This is a genomic window from Oligoflexus sp. (assembly GCF_035712445.1).
Taxonomy (GTDB): Bacteria; Bdellovibrionota_B; Oligoflexia; order Oligoflexales; family Oligoflexaceae; genus Oligoflexus.
Genome location: NZ_DASTAT010000006.1, coordinates 1 through 19,433 on the forward strand (window position 1 = coordinate 1; position 19,433 = coordinate 19,433).

Sequence of the window (19,433 nt, forward strand, 5' to 3'; positions counted from 1 at the left end):
GCTTTGGTCACTCCGATTTTTCGACGGAGGGTGAAGATTCTGTATAGGCTTTAGAAAGCGGCCGATCGTGTCACGGTCGAGCCATCACGCAGGTGATACGTAATCGTCGCCTCTGCGGCGGCTTTGGTGCAAGGATAACTGGGGGCGAAGGGAACCTGAACATAAGTCTGGGTGCAGCCTGTCACCGTAAGGGAGGTGGCACCGATGATGTCGCTCGGGATGACGTCGACCTGGGCCCCTGAGCCATTGACTTGCACATAGGGCTTCAAAAAGGTGGAGGCGGTGACCTCGGCCATCACCGTTTCACCTTTGCGGTACTGAACAATCACATGCCTGGTCCCGCTGACAGGAGTCAGAGTCACATTTGCCGAGTCTTGCAGAGGAATCCACTGAAAGGTGAGCGGGCTCGCAATCACATTGCCGCCGATGTACATGCTCACCGTGTCGCCAGGCAGCGCATCGAACTGGGGCAGGATAACGATGCTCGGATCATCCGTCCAAAGACTTTGACCCTGAATGGCGACAGACCCGGGGACGTAGCTTTTATCATAGGTCAGCGTTAAAGGAATGTCGGGACAGCTGTTTCCGGCAGCATCACGGATTTTCACTTTGATTTTCTTGGTGCCCTCTCCGGGCGACAGGACGACGAGTTCTTCCGTCGCGTTTTCAAAGGTCTGATCGGATTTGAGTGTTTCCACATCACCTTCGACGCGGAAATAAAGAGGGCCGTCATTGGTCGCCGAGATGCGGGTCCGCACATAGCCCGTGGCGGTCTTGCTGGCGATCGGCTGCGCCGTGCAGTCGGTCGGGGGCAGGCTTTTGCGGACGATGGTCGTGTCCATCATGGGGCCATCGGTGCCAAAGATATTGCGATATTTCACCTTGAGATGCTTGATGCCGTCGCCTTCGCCGAGTTTCAGGAGAACCTGATCATCCCCTGGAATGTCATAGTATTGTCCAGCCGACAGCTCGGAGTCCAAGTCGCCTTCCACCCAGACCTCTTTTACGTTCTTCCCGCGCGTCGCCGGCAGGACGAGATAGACATAAGCGTCGGCGCTGGCATCTTCGGAAAAATAGGGCTCGGGCGTGGGCGGTACTTCCGGGCTGGATTTCCAGGACAGGCGATCCTGCACATAGGGTTTGCCGTTTTCCTGATAAAGCGTGATGTCGATGAAAACCTCACCAAAATCATCAGCGTTCAGTATGGTGCTCTCACGCAGATCCAGGATGGTGTCGAAGGGGACTTCCGCCGTGAAGCCCTGGCCCGTGATGCTGAAAGTCGGTTTGAAATTGCCGAGGACCTCAAGGCGCAATGAGTTTTGGGTCGTGGCGGTGGCCTCACGCTCCAGATAGTATTTGATCAGGCCGCTGTTGGACCCACCGCCGCAGCTGCCGATGCAGAGGAGCAGCAGGACCAGGGGCCAGTCACTGATCGTTGCTCTGCGTAATGGTCGTGACATTGATATAGAACCAGGTATAAGAAGGTCCGGATTTCAAAACAAAGATCATATTCGGATACGTAACGATGGGTTTGGTGCCGGCCATGACCATCACATCAGCATCGCTGGCGCCGGCTGTAATGAAGCCACCATTGGCCAGAGCGGGCGTGCCCTGACCAGCCGTGAAAGCTTCGGAGACCATATCAATCTGCTTGCCGCCGGAAGCCGCCGTGAACATAGCCTGAAGGTCTGTTTCCGTGGGATCGAGCGCATAGGTGTCTTCCGCCAGAACCATCGCGATGGAATCAAGCCGTACATCATCGCAAAGGATATCACTGCCCGTACCCGTCACCGTATTATTGCATTTCAATTGAAAGCGGAATTTGCCGTTACCGCTGGCTGTGATATCCACGAGCTGGACCTGGTTGATGGAAAAGTTCGGTGCGGCCTGGCCGTCGACGACCAGCGAAGCCGATTCGCGGACCACGGCCTCGCCCAATGTTTCGGTAGCGCCTTGAGTGACTTGGGAAAACTGATAGTGAATTTCGCCGGCCGCCACCACGGGATTGGCAATGGTGCTGATGACGGTCACCGTTAATTCATCAGCAGGGTTGGCACTGGCGACTTCAAAGGTGGCCACATCTCCCGCCAGCCAGGTGTCGAAGGCGGCGCCAGCCTTGGGCGTATAGGTCTTGCCGTTGAGCGAGAACGTGGTGAGTTTCGCAAGGCAGTTGCGATCGAACTCATAGACTTCAAGATAGGCCTTGGTCTGGGTCACGGTTGCCGTATGCGTGGACGCGCATCCGGTCAGATCGATGGAAAAGGTCGTGGCATTGGCCGCGAGTTCCAAACCGCTAGCCGCATCATCGAGCCGGAAGGTATGAAGAAACGTGCGCCGCTTCAGGGTTGTGGTGCCCGGGGTCTCGCTGGCCGTTTCCTCGTCGGTATACTGAACCGGCTGCTCGTCGGAGCAGGCGGCGAGAAGGGTCGTGACCAGAGCGGCGATATATATCTTTTTGTGATCGAACATGCTGTTTCCTCTTACCGTAAGGTCACAATTCATCCGTGCAGGAAACTCTTCATGCAAAGGCGATCGGCACAAATGAGGAAGCTCTGAATGCTTCGGAATAATTTTGCAGAATCAGGAGCCTGGAGTCCCTCGTTCCCAAACCTTTCCCCGTGGTAAGACCGCTTTTTCCAAGGTTCCCGGATACATACCGGAAGGCATGAAAGCCAAAACATTCCTGGCGTTTCACCGATAGGGAGGAAGCCATAAGGAGTCGTCTTGCGCCCTGCGTTTTTCATCCTGAGCCTTCTGCTTGCCTTCGCGAGGACGGCCGAGGCGGGCTTGACCCTTATGGGTGGAGCGGGGGCGAGCGTCGGAAATTTGACGAAAAGCTCGGGTCCGCTTTTGAGCAAGGGCTATCACTATTCCCTTATGCTGAGTTACGTGCCGGAGTCAGGTCGCAGGCCCTGGCCTTTGGTTTTTGGTGTTCAGGTGAAGCAGCATAAGGTGAATTTCACCGAAGATGGCGTGAAGAAACGGGCGACCTATAATCTTTACGGCGGGCACCTGGGTTTATCGCTGATGCTCACGCCGAGTTTCACGCTGCAGGTCAGCGGCGAATACTATGGAACCGCGAAGATCTCGGTGCTGTCCTCGCACCAGGTTCGTTTGAACGGCAACGCTTATAAGTATTCCAGCTTCGAGCAGTATGAAGGCGGCGCAGCCAGTGGACTGCGCTTTCAGATCAGTCATGACAAGGCTGATGGTCAATTCAGCGCTCGCAACCGCTATCGCAGTGGGCTAGGGGTCAGCCTTGTCCAGCAGAGTTTTGGCACGGAAAGCACCAAGATCACCACATCCGATAGCGAGCTGACGCCCTCACAGACCCTCACTCAATCCGAAGTGTCCTATCGCCTGATCCTCATGAGCGTCGATCTTTATATCGGCCTCACCTTTTAATTCTGCTAGGATGCCTCCAACTCATCCGACCCTTTGAACGAAAAGGACATTGATCCATGACGACAATTCTGGTTCCGGTTCTGGCGCTCTGTGTGTGGACGTTTGTGCTCTGGTTTTGGATGTATATGACGCGACTGCCGGCGATGCGGAAGGCGCGCATAGATGCCCGCAAAATCAAAAGGAAGCATGAACTGGATGGGTTGCCCGTCGGGGTGCAGCAGATCGCGGACAACTACAATCACCTGCATGAGCAGCCCACGGTGTTTTACGCCCTGGCTTTTTACAGTCACCTCGTCGGCGTTGCGGACAGCCTGAACATACAACTGGCCTGGGGCTATGTGCTCCTGCGGGTCATTCATTCTCTGATTCAATGCACAAGCAATTACGTTCCGCTGCGCTTTATGGTCTTCACAGCGGGATCTCTCGTCCTCATGGCGATCGCTATGCGTAATGTGCTGGCGCTTTTCGCTTAAAACGGGGCGGGGAAGGCGTTGTCTTCCTCGCCCGTCACCACGGCTCTCTGCACGCGATCAAAGCCGCTCATGATCTGCCGGTAGGTCTTGCTGCGACCCAGGAAGGCCTGGATCAAAGCCACGTTATTATCGGCGTTGGAACGGAAATAGCTCGGCATGGCGTTGGTGATGATATCGAAGAACTTGGACGGGCCATAGCCTGGATTCACAGCCGCGTGCGCGTCGCGCAGGGCATTGTCCACATAGGCGAAGGTATCGCAGCCGTTGACGAAGAAGAGCTGATACTGGCCTTGGACGAAAGTACCGAGACGCGCCAGCGCCCGGATATTCGCGCCCAAACCGGAGTGGCCGTTGTAGGAGACGAGGTCGGATGTTTTCGTGCGCTCGTTATAGCGTTTTCTGAAGGCATCATCGGTGGACAGGATGCCATCAATCAAGAGGATTTCCACATCCAAGGTCCCCTGAGCCGTTTCAAAGATCATGTTGATGGCCGGATAGGCAACACCGGGGCGGGTTCCGGCCGGGACTTCGACATCCTGCGTGGTGGGCTCACCCAAGCGGCTGCGCAGCATCGCATACATCTCGTTATAAGCCGCGATTCCGGCATCACTGTTGCTGGTCGCGCCGTCTTCATATTTGCCGAAGACCGCGGTGATCACCGCCCGATCATCCTCCCAGATTTTTGCGTATTCCGGGGATTGACCCGAGGTATTTTCCACGCTGACGGCCAGGTTCACCGGAAAGCGGGCGACCTGCCCGGCGTTTTCCGCTTCGTTCATTTTTGTTTTGCAGGCCTCGGGCTGTGGGCGGTAGTAATACCAAAAGTTCCCGGGCCCCATATCATGCGCGTCGGGGGTGATGCAGTCCTCCTGAAAGGCGCTGAAGAACGTCACAAGGTTTTGATTGTCCCCGTAGGCCGGCACCACGAGTTCATAGCTTTCCGGCAGGGCCAGGTCACGGCGCCAGGCAATCAGCACCTTGGCCGCATAGTGCACTTCGAAGGAACCGTCACCGTCGGGGATTTTTTCATTGATGGTCAGCTGCAGGCGATTCAGATCCGCGCCCCCATTGATTATTCAATTGACCTGTCATATACTGAAGCTGGGCCCTTACCTGGCGTTCAATGGCCGCGTTGCTGGTGCTGCGGGTGCGAATCACCCCATTGCTGATGATCCCATCTATGCCGATGGAATGCGCGCTATCAATCTTGAGTTCACTGGTTGCGGGGCCTTGCTCGGCGCAGGCGGTGAGGGCCAGGGCGGCCAGAGCAGCTCCTACTGTGCGTTTTGTAAGCATACGTTCTCCTGGTTGAATAAAGCATGGGTTTATCCACTCCAGTAGAGCACAGTCAAAACGACAGTAATAGTTTACGGAAAATATTTCCCGGCTCGCCGAAACTGGTGTACATACGGCAGCTGCTTACAAAATAGTCAGAGGAGTTCGGAAACGATGTCCACGTTTGCACGCGATATTACCGACAGTGAATTTGAAGATCAGGTCCTGAACGCATCCGGTCTTGTGCTCGTTGATTTTTGGGCGCCGTGGTGCGGTCCCTGCCGGTCGATCGCGCCCTTTATTGAGCGCGTGGCCCAGGAATTTCAGGGTGAGGTCGCGGTGGTGAAGCTGAATGTGGATGCCAACCCTCGGTATTCGAGTCAGCTCGGCATTCGTTCGATTCCGACTTTGATCCTGTTCCGGGCGGGGACCATCGTGAAGGAAATTCACGGCGCCCCCGATCCGAAGCAGCTGGTGGACCTTTTGGAAAATGCGCTGCAGGAATCCTAGAGATCCTTCAGACTATTCTGTCCCTGCCGACTGTAATCGACGGCTTTCAGCATGATGCGCGCGGCTTCCTGCGGCGCGTGAAAGCCCGAGGAATTCTCCGCTTCCGCGAAGTCCAAGAGGAACTGCGCCTTGCGTTGGAAATCACGGGCCTTGCTGAGCTGCTCGGGTGCGGCGGTATCCTTCACTTTTTCGATGTCCTTGATCAAGGCCACGACCGCATCCATTGCCAGATTCCGCATTTCAAAGTGATTGCCCTGGATCACGGCCACGCGATTTTTCATGTCGTCTTCCGTACTCTTGTGACAGGTGAGACACGCGCGATTGATATTCAAAAGCGGACTTTGAACGTGGTGATCGGAAACCTTCATCGCCCCGCTGCGGGTATAGGGCATGTGGCAGTCGGCACAGGCCACGCCTGATCGTGCGTGGATGCCCTGACTCCACAGTTCGAATTCAGGATGCTGCGCTTTCAAAGCCGGAGCGCCGGAAATCTTATGCTCCCAATCCTTGTGTCCGACCTCGTCGTAGTAGGCGAGGATCTGATCCGCTTTGATGCCCTGCGCCCAGGGATAGGTCAGGCGTTTTTCAGGTCCTTTGAAATAGTATTCGACGTGGCATTGCGCGCAGACGTAGGTGCGCATCTCCTGACGCGAAGCCTGCTTGTTCACATCATAATCAGGCTGACCGAGGAAGGCTCTATAGGCGCGAATGCCTTCCATGAAGGCCGGACGCGTGACACGCAGGGCCAGTGTTTGAGGCTCGTGGCAGTCGATGCAGCTCACCGGGTGCGTGACGTGCGTGCGGGCTTCCTGATAAGGCATGCTGTTGATCGCTTCAAAGCCTTTCTGCAGATCCCCATCCCCCAGTTTTTTCATCGTCACATAGGTCGAGGCATGACAGTGAATGCAGGTGCCCGGCTGCTGCACGACCTTCTGCCTTTCCGTATAGATCTGATCGACCAGCATATAAGCGTGGCCACGCTCCTCGCGGAAATCCTTGGAGAACGCATAACCGGCCCAGAGATCCTTCAGCCTTGGATCCTCTTCCAATTTCGATTGCGCGACCACCGAACGCGGATCGGCCTCGCTTGGCGTGCGGGCGAGCGCTTCGCTGCCGCCGAAACGGGTTCTGACCTGATCCACGGTCTTCCTATAGCCTTCGTACTGCAGGGGAAAATTCTTGCCCCATTCCGCTGGATTTTCTTCATCATCACCGATTGCGGCGATATTGATGAAGGTCTGCCGGGCTTCATTCTTCCGTTCCATGATGTTGACCAAAAGAGCGGAAATCCCCAGGGCCAGAAAGGTGGAGACGGCCACGCTGATCATGACGATCCGGGTGCGACTCAGCTGACGAAACTTCTCAAACATGATTTTACCTCATATGTCCAACATCACGGTGACACGATATGCATGCGCCTTCGCCGGCTGTCTGGGCCACCGCATCGGCGGCGTGAAAGATTTGACTGTGACAGGCGCGGCAGTTGGCTTCGACGACATCCAAAGAATCCTGCTTGATACGCATGGGTTCTTGAAAATGTCCGGTCGTGAACGCCCACGAATGCCGGATGCCATGGATAGCCTTGGTTTTGTACTTCCCAAAAAAATCGTGCGGAGTATGGCAGCCATTGCAATCCGAAGCCAGCCTGTGGCTCGACATCTGCCAGGAATCATAGTTGTCCTGCATGATGTGGCAATTCACGCAGGCCTGAGGGTCGCTTGTGAAATATGACGAACCTTTTGCGTAGTGGAAGGTGAAGACGCCAAGGCCCAGGAATATCCCGGTTGAACAGCCCATGATCACATAAAGCAGTCTATTACGAATACGACGTTGGTCCATGAAGGGTCGAAACTCCTGGATAAAGATGCTTGCGTGTTCTCACTAAGCAAGGGTCTTGCCATGGAGAAAGCTCGAATTGAGTATGCCATCAGGGCTCGCGGTGATTTCAAGCTACAAAATACGTCCTAACATTGGATTTACGTAAGGATCATGAAGTCTCATTGCGCCTTTCAGAATTTGTCTCTACAAAACGAGAGTCGCCCTCGTCAAAAATTCCAGTGACCTCGCACGTAAAGGAAGCCTATGAAGCTCTACGTGGATCCTATTACGGTGAATTGCCGTAAAGTGCTGGCAGGGTTCGAGCTGCTGGATATTGACTATCAGCCGGTCTTCGTTGACTTGCTTCATGCAGCTCTTCCCGTACTCGCTGATGGTGATCTGGTTCTTTTCGAACCGAACGCCATCCTTCAGTATGCTGCAGAGAAAGCGCAGCGTTCAGCGTTCTATCCTGCAGATCGCACCACCCGCGCCGAGATTCGCCGCTGGATGCTGTGGGAATCGTCGTCCTGGTACCCGAGCTGCTATATCCTGATGGTGGAAGGCTCGGTCAAACCTCGGCTCGGTCAGCCCGCGGATAAAAGAATACTTGCCGAGCAGGAGAAGAATTTTCATCGGCTCGCCCATACATTGGATGACTGTCTTAGTCGGCATCCTTATCTTTGCGGGGATCAGATGACGCTGGCTGATCTGGTGGTCGCGGCGCCTCTCTATCTGCATCCTTATCAAAAATTGCCCATAGAGCATCATCTGTATCTGGAACGCTGGCTGACGGAGAGTATGAGCTGTCTGCCCTGTTGGAATCCCGTGCGTGAGCGCGCCTCATCCCACGCGATGAGTCGCGAAGATATAACCATGGTTCTGTTTGATAATTGAAAGGATAAAGAATGGGAATGATCGGAACAGTCAACGCAGCCGCTCGCAAATTTCTGAGTCAACCGCATCAGCTTTTGATCGATGGCCAATGGGTCGCTTCGGTCGGGGGGCAGAACTTTTCCGTGGAAAATCCCGCCAATGGAGATACGATCAGCCAGGTTGCAAAAGGTGAGGCTCCCGATGTCGACCTTGCTGTTCGCGCGGCCCGTGCGGCTTTCGAAGGGCCCTGGTCGAAGATTTCAGCCAGCGATCGCGGTCGTCTGCTTTGGAAGATCGCCGATCTGATCGAGCAGAACGCCGATGAGCTGGCCCAGCTGGAATCCTTGGACAATGGCAAACCCATGACCGTAGCGCGGGCTGCGGATGTACCGCTGGCTGCGGATATCTTCCGCTATATGGCGGGCTGGACCACGAAAATCGCGGGCAAGACCTTTCCCCTCTCGGTGCCGTATACCCCCGGTGCGGAATATTTTGCGTACACCAGCAAAGAACCTGTCGGTGTCGTGGGCCAGATCATACCCTGGAATTTCCCGCTTTTGATGGCGTCGTGGAAACTGGCTCCGGCTTTGGCTGCTGGCTGCACCGTGATTTTGAAACCGGCGGAGCAAACACCTCTCACCGCTTTGCGTTTGGCTCAGCTGATCACCGAAGCGGGTCTGCCCAAGGGTGTGGTGAACGTCGTCACAGGCTTCGGTGATGCCGGTGCGCATCTCGCGCAGCATCCTTTGGTGGATAAGGTCGCCTTTACCGGCTCGACCGAAGTGGGGCGTTTGATCGTGGCCGCTGCGGCTGGCAACCTGAAAAAGGTTACGCTGGAGCTGGGTGGAAAATCGCCGAACATTATTTTTGATGATGCGGATCTGGATTTGGCGATTCCCGGCGCGGCGAATGCCATATTCTTTAATCATGGACAGTGCTGCTGCGCAGGTTCACGTCTTTTCATCCATGATAAAGTCTATGACAAAGTCCTGGATGGCATTGCGAAAATCGCTGGCTCCATTCAATTGGGTGAAGGGCTTGATCCCGCGACACAGATGGGACCTTTGGTTTCCCGGGAACAGCTCGATCGCGTGTGCTCCTATGTGAAGTCCGGTGTGGATGCCGGCGCGCGGGTCGTGGCGGGTGGTCAGAGTCTTGGGCGCTCGGGTTACTTCATGCAGCCGACCATCCTTGCGGATACGCGGAGTGATATGAAGGTCGTGCGCGAAGAAATCTTCGGGCCGGTGGTGGTGGCTCTTCGTTTTCATGATGACGAGGATCTGCTGCGCCAGGCGAATGATTCCGAGTATGGTCTGGCGGCCGGGATCTGGACGCGGGATGTGAAAAAAGCCCACCAGGTGAGCGCGCGCCTCAGAGCCGGCACGACCTGGATCAACTGCTACAATATCTTTGATGCGGCTTTGCCCTTCGGTGGCTATAAGCAGTCCGGTTGGGGGCGTGAGATGGGCGAGGAAGCGCTCAATCTTTATCTGGAAACCAAATCGGTTTGCCTTTTGAAATAGTTCAACCGGGGCCCGGCTTTCAAGGCTGGGCCTTGCCCGTTTCGTTTGGCGAATTGTGCTCAAGCTCCGGGAATTTGAGTAGACTTACCGATACATTAGCAAAAAAATCGAAGTCAAAACTTACGGTAAACCACGATCAGGTCGATGAACGGGAGGTCACTGCGAAGGAGCGGCCTCAATGGATGTTCAGAATTTGGAACGTCGTCGTCTGCGGATGGTCCTGGTGCTGGTCTGGCTTCTTTATCCCTTCTACTGCGCCTTTGGCTCCTATTTCCAGCTCTTCAACGCCAAATGGTGGATGATCATACCCTCGTCCGTGGTGGCCATGGCCCTTCTTTTTCTGGATATTCAGGGTAAAAGGGTGCTCGGGTCATTGCCGGTCTTTTTTTTCATCTCGGGCCTTTTATGCGGCTATCAGATTCTGGATTCCGCCTATCAGATGAAATTCACCGCAGCGGACACGCTTTCCATTATCACCGTGGGGGCCAGCTGGATGCTGGGGCAGGCGAGCTATCGCTGGGCTTTGGCCTTTGCCTTCAGCTTTCTCCTCATGATCGCCTCGTATATCTATGCGGCGCCGGCATTTCCCTTTGAACGCGCCTTTCTTTTGAACGGCATGGTGACCGTGGATGTCGTCATCGCTGTTGTGCTTTATATTTACCGGCGTTCGCAGCAGGAAATGCTGCTGACCCGCAATATGATGAATAAGCAGAATCAGGAATCCGAGCAGCAGCTGGAAAACCTTCGGAATGTATCCGCTTCCCTGGCCAAGGGTCTTGATGTTTTCAAAAGAGCCATTGAAGAGGCGATGTCAGCGAGTGAGGAGATCAAGCAAACCACGCTGAACAACCAGAATCTGTCAGCCCGGTCGCGGGATATCGTCGGACGCTTTCAACTGCAGGCCGAACATGCGAGCCACGAGCAATCCGCGTTGCAAACAGCTGTCGCGGAGCTTGAAGGCGCGACTCATGACATTTCCGAACTCGCCGAGCACGGCAAGGCTGATATTGAGAATCTGCAGACCGTGATGGCGGAAATCAAAGGCATCACCAGGATCGTGACCGATATCGTCCTGCAATCCAAGCTGCTGTCGTTCAACGCCTCGGTGGAAGCCGCCAGGGCCGGCGAACATGGTCGGGGTTTTTTGGTGGTCGCCGAGGAAGTCGGGAATCTGGCGGCTGCCAGTGATCGTGCGGCGAAATCCATTCATAGAATAGTCAGCGACAACCAGGATCAGTTCGGAGCCATGACGGAGTTCCTGGATCATTCCCTGCACCAGCTGCGGACCCGGGTCGAAGGCTGCGTGACCAGCATTCGCAGTCGATCGGCGAACGTGGAAGGCGTGTTCAAGGAGATCGTTCGCAACTCCAGCAGCATGTCGGATCAGCTTTCAGATCTGAACCGGGCTTTCGATGAAATCATGCAGGCCATCGAACAGATGGCACGCGCCATCAGTGATGTACAGAAAAACAGCTATGCGCTCGGTGATATGGCAGGCAAGACGCAGAACTCGACCCAGCGCATCGCCTCTCAGCTCCAGTATAACAAGGATCGAGTTACGATTCTTTCCGCCTTCACCCACCCTCTCGATGAATCGCCCGCGGAAACCCTTGAAGAAGAAGATATTCAGGCTGCTTGAGCTGGAAGCCTGGCCAGGGACCCGTGCTGGAATTTTCATACAGCACCCCCTACACCCGTTTAAGACTGCTGTTGCTGAAACCAAACAGCTTTTTCGTGTTTTGGGTGGCTTCGACCGCTCAGTTTACTCCCAATAGTGCTTTTTGACCGGAATGCAGCCTGCTCAGTTCTTGGCACGCATTCTGCTTATATCTCCGTGCTCAGATTCGCTGGCAAGTGAATCGGAAAAAAATCAATGGAGGTAGTGAATATGAAAGCAGCCGTAAAATTAATCCTGGCATCAGGTTTGAGCCTTGGACTCGTCAGCCCAACTCTTCTTGCCGAAGAAGGCAAAGTGGAAAAAGCCGTCGAGAACGCTGCCAACAAAGTCGAGCAGGCCGTTGAAAATCTGAAGCAGGAAACCTACGACCTTGTTGATAAGGACATCACTTCGATTTCCTTTGCCAAAGGCAGCCATAAACTTTCCAAATCCGAACTCAGTACGATCCGCGCCATGTACAAGGCCGTTCTCACGGATGATACCGTGGATAAAGTGATCGTGGCCGCATGGGCTGATGAGAAGATGCCAAGCGGCACCAAGCTGTCCGACGCCCAGGTTGATCTGGCCGAAAAGCGTGCGGATGCGATTGAAGGCGTGCTGAAAAAAATGGGCAATAAGAACGTCGACACCTACAACATGGCGAAAGACGCGACCTGGATCGGCAAGGTCTTTGAAACCCAGAACGCGGAAATCAAGGAAGCCATGAAAGGCAAGCCTGCTGATGACGCCGAAGCCAACCGTATCGCCCAGCTTCTCGAATCGAAAGGCGGCGTATCGAAGGCGGTTGTGATCATCAAGCGCCATGTGCCGGCTCGCAAAGCGGCAGCCAATTGAATCAAGTCGAAAAGCGCCAACCCGGTGCTTCACTATTGGGTAACACACTAAGAACCACTTCAAGAGGAAAAATCATGATCCGTAAAGCTGCATCCCTGATCGCCCTGTCCCTTCTCGTGCTCCCCGCCTGTGGTGACAAAGATGATGATAACAACGATAACGTCGTCGAAGAAATCCCCACGAACTACGTGGGTCTCTACAAGACCGATTGTATCGCGAACAGCGTGCTGGACCTCAGCCACACCATCCGTACGGTCGATATCCAGGCCGATGGTGGCTTCAGCCGCACTGAAGAATACTTCGGCAGCGACAACTGCCAGGACAGCGGCTTGAAACTCCGCGTTGACGGCACTGTTCAAGAGAAAGGCGACCTGCCTGAGAACCCGCAGCTCGATATGCTGAACTTCTCGGTCAGCGACGTGTTCATCACTGTCAACAGCGATGCTCTGCGCGCGACACTGAACACCACCAAGTTCTGCGGTATCAGTGACTGGGCCGTTGGTCAGGAACGTGAAGTCTCGGGCGCTGACTGCCGTGGATTCACCATCAAGAAAGGCGACGTCGTTCAGGAAGTCGTGGATGACCGCGATGGTACACTCTACTTCGGCAACAACTTTGCCCTGCTCCTCAACAAGACCGATGATCGTCCCACTGCCATCGACGAAAAAGTTCCCTATCACAAGCAATAAGGTTGTTCACCCTATCGAAAGACACAAGCTGAACACTTGATGCCGGCCCTGATCTTCGGATCAGGGCTGCGTTTTTTGCCCCTGTCTTGCCGGAATTTCGCGCGGATATCATCCGCTTACCCATGAATTTGGAAACCTTGCCCCCCTGCGACGCCCGCGCTGTTTTCAAAGCAGATAATTCCTTCGTTATTCCCGTGATTTAGAGCATTCGATACCGGGCATAGCCCGCGAACTGTCAGCGGCTGACGCCTGCGGTGCCTGGCCGACCCTTGGATATCCTTGGACATTTTTTGTGGCGCGGGCCTTGTAGAAGGGAGTGCGTTGACAGTCACTCACTTCGAAAAGAGGTTTTGTATGTTGTCTCTGAAAAACGTGTTACCCGCTGCTGCTCTTCTGCTCCTTCTGAATGCCTGCGGTGCGGCCCCGACGGAAAATTCGCGCCAGGTGAACCAGACTCCAAAGACCGAGTCGACCCAAACGGGCCCGCAAGCGGAAGCGCCCTCGGCTCCGGGCGATGCAGCGGTTGCGCAGTCCGGCTATGTGCGCGTGGACGGCGCCGACGGCCAATCGGCTTTTGCCTGCTCCTATAGCATCAATGGCAAGACGGTCGCAGGCAAATCGCAGGAGGAATGCGAGCGTCTGAAAAAAGATTTCGAGAAAGCGGCCGGTTCGATCGGTGTTCCCGTTCCTCCCGCGATTCCTGCTCCCACGGTTCCTGCGGGCAGTGACAACCAGGTGGCCTGCGCGTTCAACATCAACGGCAAGCTCTATGAAGGCAAGTCTCAGGCGGAATGCGACAAGTTGAAAAAAGATCTGGGCATCACCATGAACATTCCTACGATACCGGCTCCTGCGCCCGTGATTGTTCCGACTCCTGCTCCCGCGCCTGCACCGGGAACCAGCACCAACGTCGCCTGCGCCTTCAACATCAATGGCAAGCTTTATGAGGGGAAGTCCCAGGCTGAATGCGACAAGCTGAAAAAGGATCTTGGTTTGCAGTTTTGATCCTGCGTGGCATAATGTAACGATTCACCGTAAATAAAGTGAGTCCATGAGCAAGGCATCAGGCAAAACCTGGAAGCGGGACCAGATCGAAGCGATCAAAACCCGCATAAGGCACGAGCTGGCTCCGTTCCAGTCGTCACTGGACCGTATTCCTTACCTCCTGAATCAGATCTCCCGCTCTGAGGAACAGGAGCCAGACCGCCTGATCTATGTCATGACCCTGCTGAATACGCACGTGCGTGAAGGGGGTCTGACCGATCTTCAGGTGAAAGAACTCTTTCAGTTGGCCGAAGCCTTGCTCACGCTTCAGAACATCAAGCCCAAGTCTTCGTCGCTGGCCTTTCTTCTGGGTGAATTCCACATCCTGAAAGCCCAGCTGCACATGAACGACGGTGAGCCGCTCTTGGCCTGTATCGAGCAGCAGCTGGTCGAACATGTGTCCGGCGCGGAGCCTCCGGGAGGCAAGTCCTTCCAGTCCCTGTCCCTGGCTCGCATGAGTCTCCGCCTGGGCGAAGCCGAACTCGCCGTGACTTATATCGACCGTGCGCTTCAGCATGGGTTGGATCGCAGTTTCTTCGCTTATGCGCAGCTGATCAGGCTGCGCAGTTTACGTCTCGCGCATCGCGTGGATGAAGCCGACGCCGTCAGCGCCGAACTTCTGAAACAGGACCTCGACCCCAGGACCCAGCGCGAAATCCACTGGGAAAGCCTTTGCCGGCAGGTCTTTCGCACCGGCAGCATCGATGGCCTTATGGAGATGATGAATCCCCGGCGGGATTTCTACCAGGCCAGCTACATCCTCGAAAGTTTTTTCTGGATCCGGGCGATTTCCGGGCTGCAGTGGATGGAGCATCTTCCGAAACTAAAATCACTCAGTCAGAAAAAGAATTTAAACTTTAAAGCCAACAGCGCCTATCACCGCTGCGCCATCCATCTGGAACGGGCCTATGATAAGGATATTCCTTTGGCTCATCGCCTGATCCTGGTCAAGAAAACCCTGCAGGCGGTTCATACGCTTCCCGATATCGACAAGGTCCTCCTTGTTCATCTCGCGCTTCTGCGCTGGTTGATTCGCAGTCAATCGCGCGAGCTGGCCCGCTTTGTCTATTCGGAATACGCGATCCTGAGTCTGCGGCTCAGCGGCACTCCGGACGCCCTGGGAATCGCGGCTGACCTGTCCCAGAAAACCTGGCAAAAATAAGCCGATTCTCCGAGGATACCCATGCGCATTCGTCTTCTTCTCGTCATCCTTCTGAGCATGAGCCTTCCGCTGTCCTGTAAAAAGAAACAGCCCGAGGCGCCGAGTGCCGCAAGTCAACCGACGCTGCAGGGAAAACCTGATAAGGTGTCTGAAGAGCCCACGGGCCTGCCTGGCTATCCCTTGCTCTGCCGCTGGACCCAGGGCCCGGCGAGCGATACGCTCGAAGCTTCATTGAACTGCTTCCTGGGGGATGACAAGGGCCAGCCCGCGCAGCTGAGCGCAAAAACCAGCTGGGAGGCTTCCGTGTCCGGTGACGCCACGCTCCTGCAGCAGATGCTGCCCAATCAATCGTTGAATTTGAGCGTCAAGGGTAAAACCCGCGATGGCCTGACCCTTGCGATTCAGAATATGCAGCTGAAAGCTTCGTACCAAAGCGTGCAGCGATCGAGCAGCGGCCGTGATGTGGTCAAGGCTGATGCTAAAAAACTGCGTCTCGCAGCCAGCTGCAAAAATTTATTCACATTGCTCTTCGTGAACGACGCGGCGACTTTCACCTATTTGGAATTGAATAGCTTTACCGGCTGCGAGACTTTAGCCACGAGTCTTATGAACGCTGTGGTGCCTGACGGCAAATCCAGGCTGCTCCCCGATTTGCATAAAACAGTGCAGGCCAGCTGCAAGGATGGTTTGTTCTCACTCAGTATCAATCAACCCACGTTTCAGGGCAGCAGCAGCCAGGGCCCGTTGGATGCCGACAGCTGCGAGGATTTACGAGGCCTTGTGAATAATCTTGGTTTGTAACCAGGTATTAGATCGCGAAATTTCAAAGAGTTAGATCCTGACTGTCGGCTTTATGAGACAGTATCTGCATGATTTTATTGCTTTATTTCTGAAGCAGAACCGTTCATATTCGTCTCCGCTTATACATTCGGAATGAGACAAAGAGCATTCCTATTCAATCGGACAAAGCGAATCTTTTAAGAAGTCGTTCGTGGCTTCCTATGGATTCCATTGCTGACGGAGACTGACGATATGAAGAAAACCACTCTCTCTGCGATCCTTCTAAGCCTTGGTGCAGCTCTTGTATCCTGTGGTGAGAAGCAGGCGACCAGTGATCTTTCGTGGGGACATTTGCAGGATCAGAGTTTGAATCCCGCTGCACCCCAGTATCTGATCAATAAAAAACCCGGCGACGTTTACAAGGTCTGTATACCACGCTACATGGTGGATGAATTGCCAGGGGTGGAAGCTGAAGTCCATGCTGCCATTAACGTTTGGGCGGGTTACCTCGGGCGTGCCATCAACGTAGAGACTTCGGTGAAGGATCTGCCTCGCGCCACGGCCACCGACACGCCGACGAGTCTTCAGACAGCCTATTATGCGGCCTGCGGGGATGAATTCGATGTCGTGATTGGTTTTGCTCCCCTAAGGGGCAGTACGGTGGGGCAGACGGGAAGCAGCTGGCGCGGATATTCAGCGCAGAAAATCACCAGCTTCAAACGCTATCTCTTTTTGCGCGATTATAAAGCGTCACCGGATCTTTGGGGCACCACACGGTGGATCAGTCTTCAGGACCTGAGGCGACGTGCAGCCGACAGCTCGGAGATTTTGAATCAGATGCAGGCGCGCGATACGATGGAAGTGGCGCCACGCGGGACGTCCATTGCCTTGGCCGTGCTCGTTCATGAATTTGGTCATGTCTGGGGCATGTGCGATCAGTACGAAGGCCCGAGCAACTGCGATCCGAATTTCAAATCCGAGCACCCTGATCTGAAGAGCATGATGGCAGCCGCTTCGAATGTCGCCAAACTTTATCTGACCGATGACGACATCACAGGCATCCGGGCTTTGGCGCAAAGACCGGGGTTTAACGCCAGCTGGCCCGGTACCGAAGGGGCTTTGAATAAAGCTCCGGCTGCCGTGGCCCAAAAGGATGTGGAATATTTCCAACTGAAATCGGTGGAAAAAGCCGGCACGCAGTTTACGCTGAATTTTGGATTGGTCACAAATAAAGGTGGGGAGCTGCGCTTTGAATATCGCACCAAAGGGGCTGCGGCCTGGCAGCAGAGCACAAGCTTCTTTCCATCCGATGATGCGTTTATGATTCCCGACTACAGCTTCCGGCAAACCGTGCGCACGGAAGGTGACTACGAATTCCGTCTGAAGCTGCGCCTCAAAGAAGAAGACAGCAGCCTGGGCGAGCCTATGTACACGACGCTTTAATGGACCTGATGTAGCGCCGCCGCGATATAATCTGCCGACACCTTGGGTTTCGGGATGGGTTGATCAAACCAGATATGCAGCGGTTCGTTCAAGCCCATTCCGTGCATGTAGTTATAAAGCGCCCGCTTGAGCCCTTCCCCCAGGACCTCATGATCGCATGGGGTCGGGTCTTCGAACTCGATATCATTGCTGGCAAACTGGATATCATCGTAAGGCAGGAGCCGAATCCCAAACTGCTCGGGATTTTTTCCGACAGGACTGTGCACGGTGGCGGCAAAGCGATGCCAGTAGCCGGATTGAATGCAGCCGGCCTGGAAGAGCTGCCGCACGTATTCGAGGGCCTCGACGGTTTCCTTTTTCGTTTGCGTGGGAAACCCATACATAAGGTAAGCGTGAACGAGGATGCCGGCATCCGTTAAGGCCCGGGTCACGCGCGCCACCTGCTCGACCGTGACGCCCTTATTCATCAGCTTCAAAAGCCGATCGGAAGCGACTTCCAAACCACCGCTCACCGCGATGCAGCCGGACGCAGCCAGGATTTTCGCCACCTTCGGCGTGAAGGTCTTTTCAAAACGTATATTGCCCCACCAGGTGACGGTCAGGCCTTTTTCTATGATTCGATTGGCCAGGGCCAGCAGCACCTTGGGCGGCGCGGCTTCATCGACGAAGTGAAATCCGGTCTGGCCGGTTTCCGCGATCAGGGCCTCCATGCGGGCCAGGATGATATCCGCATGCGCCTCATCATAGCGCGCGATATAATCGAGGCTCACATCGCAGAAGCTGCACTTGTTCCAGTAGCAGCCATGCGCGAGCGTGATCTTGTTCCAACGCCCATCCGACCAGATGCGATGCATGGGATTGGGCATTTCACAGATGGAAAGATAACTGTCGAGCGGCAGGCCCCGATAGGTGGGCGTGCCGGTATCCTTATGCGGGATATCATGGGTCTTTTTCGAATCCCAATAGAGAACGCGTCCGTCTTTGCGCTGATAGGTGCGCATCAGCTCATTCTCGGGACGTTGGCCGCTCAGATGCTCAAGCAGGTTCAGAAGCGGACGCTCGCCGTCATCGACGGTGATATAGTCCACATAGTTGAAGACGCGAGGATCTTTCAGACCACGCAGCTCGGTATTCACATAACCGCCGCCCATCAGCACGCGGACCTCAGGATTCCACTGCTTCACCGTCTGCGCGATCTTAAAACCCGCGTAGACATTGCCAGGAAAGGGGAGGGTGATCCCGACCACATCCGGCTTTGTATCGTTCAAATAACCAAGGATGATGGATTTCTGCACATCATCGACAAAGGTTTCCTGGCCTTCGATCGAATCATGCAGATCATCGAAGCTCGGATTGCTCGCCGCCAGCCTTTCGCCGTAACGCGAAAGCTCGAAGCGCGGATCAATGCCCGCATTGATCACCGACACGAGTCCCGCCACATAAAGACTCGCGAGGTACTTACCCTTGTCCTGCGTGCCGAGACTGCCAAAGGCATGACCCAGATGCTCCGCGCCTTCGATCTCTTCCATCTGATGCAGGCCCGCAAAACCGATGGCCTCGGGCAGGTACTGCCGCGAGCAGAGTCGTATCGCAAGACTCGGATCCTTGCCCTGCAGAAAACGTAGGGTCGGTTCCACCGTATTCAAATAGGCTGGGAAATTTTCCAGGAAGAGCTGCACTTCCTCCGGACGCTCTTCATAAGGGACGTCTTCGAAGTTCGCATCCAGCTCGGCCTTGATCTCCATAAGTCCATGTCGGGAAAGCAAGGCCAGCAGCAGTTCAATGGCCGGGTCACGTTGCTCTACTGCATAGCCATGCATCTGCAGAAAACCCGTGAGATAGGCTGTCGCCGGATAAGGGGTATTCAGCTGCGTCATTGGAGGCGTAAGAAGAAGGATCCTGGGGCTCGTCATACACGGGACCTAT

General features: G+C 54.9%; 19 protein-coding genes. 12 read left to right on the forward strand and 7 right to left on the reverse strand.

Annotated features, from left to right (window positions below; all coding sequences use genetic code 11):
• Positions 1 to 50: 50 nt before the first annotated feature.
• On the reverse strand, positions 51 to 1,460 hold the full coding sequence (locus tag VFO10_RS00735; protein WP_325136742.1) for a hypothetical protein: 1,410 nt from the start codon (positions 1,458 to 1,460) through the stop codon (positions 51 to 53).
• Complete coding sequence (locus VFO10_RS00740; RefSeq protein WP_325136743.1) at positions 1,426 to 2,469, reverse strand: hypothetical protein; 1,044 nt, start codon at positions 2,467 to 2,469, stop codon at positions 1,426 to 1,428. Before VFO10_RS00740 ends, VFO10_RS00735 begins: the two co-directional genes overlap by 35 nt.
• A 255-nt stretch (positions 2,470 to 2,724) precedes the next feature.
• On the opposite strand from VFO10_RS00740, the gene VFO10_RS00745 reads away from it, so the two are divergent.
• Together VFO10_RS00745 and VFO10_RS00750 are read left to right on the forward strand one after the other, a co-directional pair.
• Positions 2,725 to 3,405, forward strand: a complete 681-nt coding sequence (locus VFO10_RS00745) for a hypothetical protein (protein WP_325136744.1) — start codon at positions 2,725 to 2,727, stop codon at positions 3,403 to 3,405.
• Positions 3,406 to 3,461: 56 nt separating this feature from the next.
• On the forward strand, positions 3,462 to 3,878 hold the full coding sequence (locus VFO10_RS00750; protein ID WP_325136745.1) for an MAPEG family protein: 417 nt from the start codon (positions 3,462 to 3,464) through the stop codon (positions 3,876 to 3,878).
• Here the strand turns inward: VFO10_RS00750 and VFO10_RS00755 are convergent.
• The gene (locus VFO10_RS00755) at positions 3,875 to 4,855 is read right to left on the reverse strand and encodes a hypothetical protein (protein ID WP_325136746.1); all 981 of its coding nucleotides are present in this window, start codon (positions 4,853 to 4,855) and stop codon (positions 3,875 to 3,877) included. The genes VFO10_RS00750 and VFO10_RS00755 overlap by 4 nt on opposite strands.
• A 49-nt stretch (positions 4,856 to 4,904) precedes the next feature.
• Positions 4,905 to 5,174: a hypothetical protein gene (locus VFO10_RS00760; RefSeq protein WP_325136747.1), complete on the reverse strand. Its 270-nt coding sequence runs from the start codon at positions 5,172 to 5,174 to the stop codon at positions 4,905 to 4,907.
• A gap of 153 nt (positions 5,175 to 5,327) precedes the next feature.
• On the opposite strand from VFO10_RS00760, the gene trxA reads away from it, so the two are divergent.
• Positions 5,328 to 5,663 carry a thioredoxin gene (gene trxA, locus VFO10_RS00765; protein WP_325136748.1) on the forward strand — a complete coding sequence of 112 codons (336 nt, stop codon included), beginning with the start codon at positions 5,328 to 5,330 and terminating at the stop codon, positions 5,661 to 5,663.
• On the opposite strand, the gene VFO10_RS00770 is transcribed toward trxA, so the two are convergent.
• Entirely contained in the window at positions 5,660 to 7,033 is a 1,374-nt protein-coding gene (locus tag VFO10_RS00770) for an ammonia-forming cytochrome c nitrite reductase subunit c552 (RefSeq protein WP_325136749.1), read from the reverse strand. The two genes, trxA and VFO10_RS00770, sit on opposite strands and share 4 nt — an antisense overlap.
• A 4-nt stretch (positions 7,034 to 7,037) precedes the next feature.
• Positions 7,038 to 7,502, reverse strand: a complete 465-nt coding sequence (gene nrfH, locus VFO10_RS00775) for a cytochrome c nitrite reductase small subunit (protein WP_325136750.1) — start codon at positions 7,500 to 7,502, stop codon at positions 7,038 to 7,040.
• Positions 7,503 to 7,745: 243 nt separating this feature from the next.
• Here nrfH and VFO10_RS00780 point away from each other — a divergent pair, with 243 nt between their 5' ends.
• The 9 genes from VFO10_RS00780 (at position 7,746) to VFO10_RS00820 (ending at position 17,507) form a co-directional block, all read left to right on the forward strand.
• Positions 7,746 to 8,375: a glutathione S-transferase family protein gene (locus VFO10_RS00780; protein WP_325136751.1), complete on the forward strand. Its 630-nt coding sequence runs from the start codon at positions 7,746 to 7,748 to the stop codon at positions 8,373 to 8,375.
• An 11-nt stretch (positions 8,376 to 8,386) separates the two neighbouring features.
• Positions 8,387 to 9,877, forward strand: a complete 1,491-nt coding sequence (locus VFO10_RS00785; RefSeq protein ID WP_325136752.1) for an aldehyde dehydrogenase family protein — start codon at positions 8,387 to 8,389, stop codon at positions 9,875 to 9,877.
• Positions 9,878 to 10,055: 178 nt separating this feature from the next.
• Positions 10,056 to 11,516: a methyl-accepting chemotaxis protein gene (locus VFO10_RS00790; RefSeq protein WP_325136753.1), complete on the forward strand. Its 1,461-nt coding sequence runs from the start codon at positions 10,056 to 10,058 to the stop codon at positions 11,514 to 11,516.
• Between the two features lie 249 nt (positions 11,517 to 11,765).
• Positions 11,766 to 12,389, forward strand: a complete 624-nt coding sequence (locus tag VFO10_RS00795; protein WP_325136754.1) for a hypothetical protein — start codon at positions 11,766 to 11,768, stop codon at positions 12,387 to 12,389.
• Between the two features lie 74 nt (positions 12,390 to 12,463).
• The gene (locus tag VFO10_RS00800; RefSeq protein ID WP_325136755.1) at positions 12,464 to 13,078 is read left to right on the forward strand and encodes a hypothetical protein; all 615 of its coding nucleotides are present in this window, start codon (positions 12,464 to 12,466) and stop codon (positions 13,076 to 13,078) included.
• Positions 13,079 to 13,432: 354 nt separating this feature from the next.
• Positions 13,433 to 14,083, forward strand: coding sequence for a hypothetical protein (locus tag VFO10_RS00805; protein ID WP_325136756.1), 651 nt, complete (start codon positions 13,433 to 13,435; stop codon positions 14,081 to 14,083).
• 46 nt (positions 14,084 to 14,129) lie between these two features.
• Entirely contained in the window at positions 14,130 to 15,284 is a 1,155-nt protein-coding gene (locus VFO10_RS00810; protein ID WP_325136757.1) for a hypothetical protein, read from the forward strand.
• A gap of 21 nt (positions 15,285 to 15,305) precedes the next feature.
• Entirely contained in the window at positions 15,306 to 16,085 is a 780-nt protein-coding gene (locus tag VFO10_RS00815; RefSeq protein ID WP_325136758.1) for a hypothetical protein, read from the forward strand.
• Between the two features lie 231 nt (positions 16,086 to 16,316).
• The gene (locus tag VFO10_RS00820) at positions 16,317 to 17,507 is read left to right on the forward strand and encodes a hypothetical protein (protein ID WP_325136759.1); all 1,191 of its coding nucleotides are present in this window, start codon (positions 16,317 to 16,319) and stop codon (positions 17,505 to 17,507) included.
• On the opposite strand, the gene VFO10_RS00825 is transcribed toward VFO10_RS00820, so the two are convergent.
• Entirely contained in the window at positions 17,504 to 19,420 is a 1,917-nt protein-coding gene (locus tag VFO10_RS00825; RefSeq protein WP_325136760.1) for a B12-binding domain-containing radical SAM protein, read from the reverse strand. The genes VFO10_RS00820 and VFO10_RS00825 overlap by 4 nt on opposite strands.
• Positions 19,421 to 19,433 lie beyond the last annotated feature (13 nt).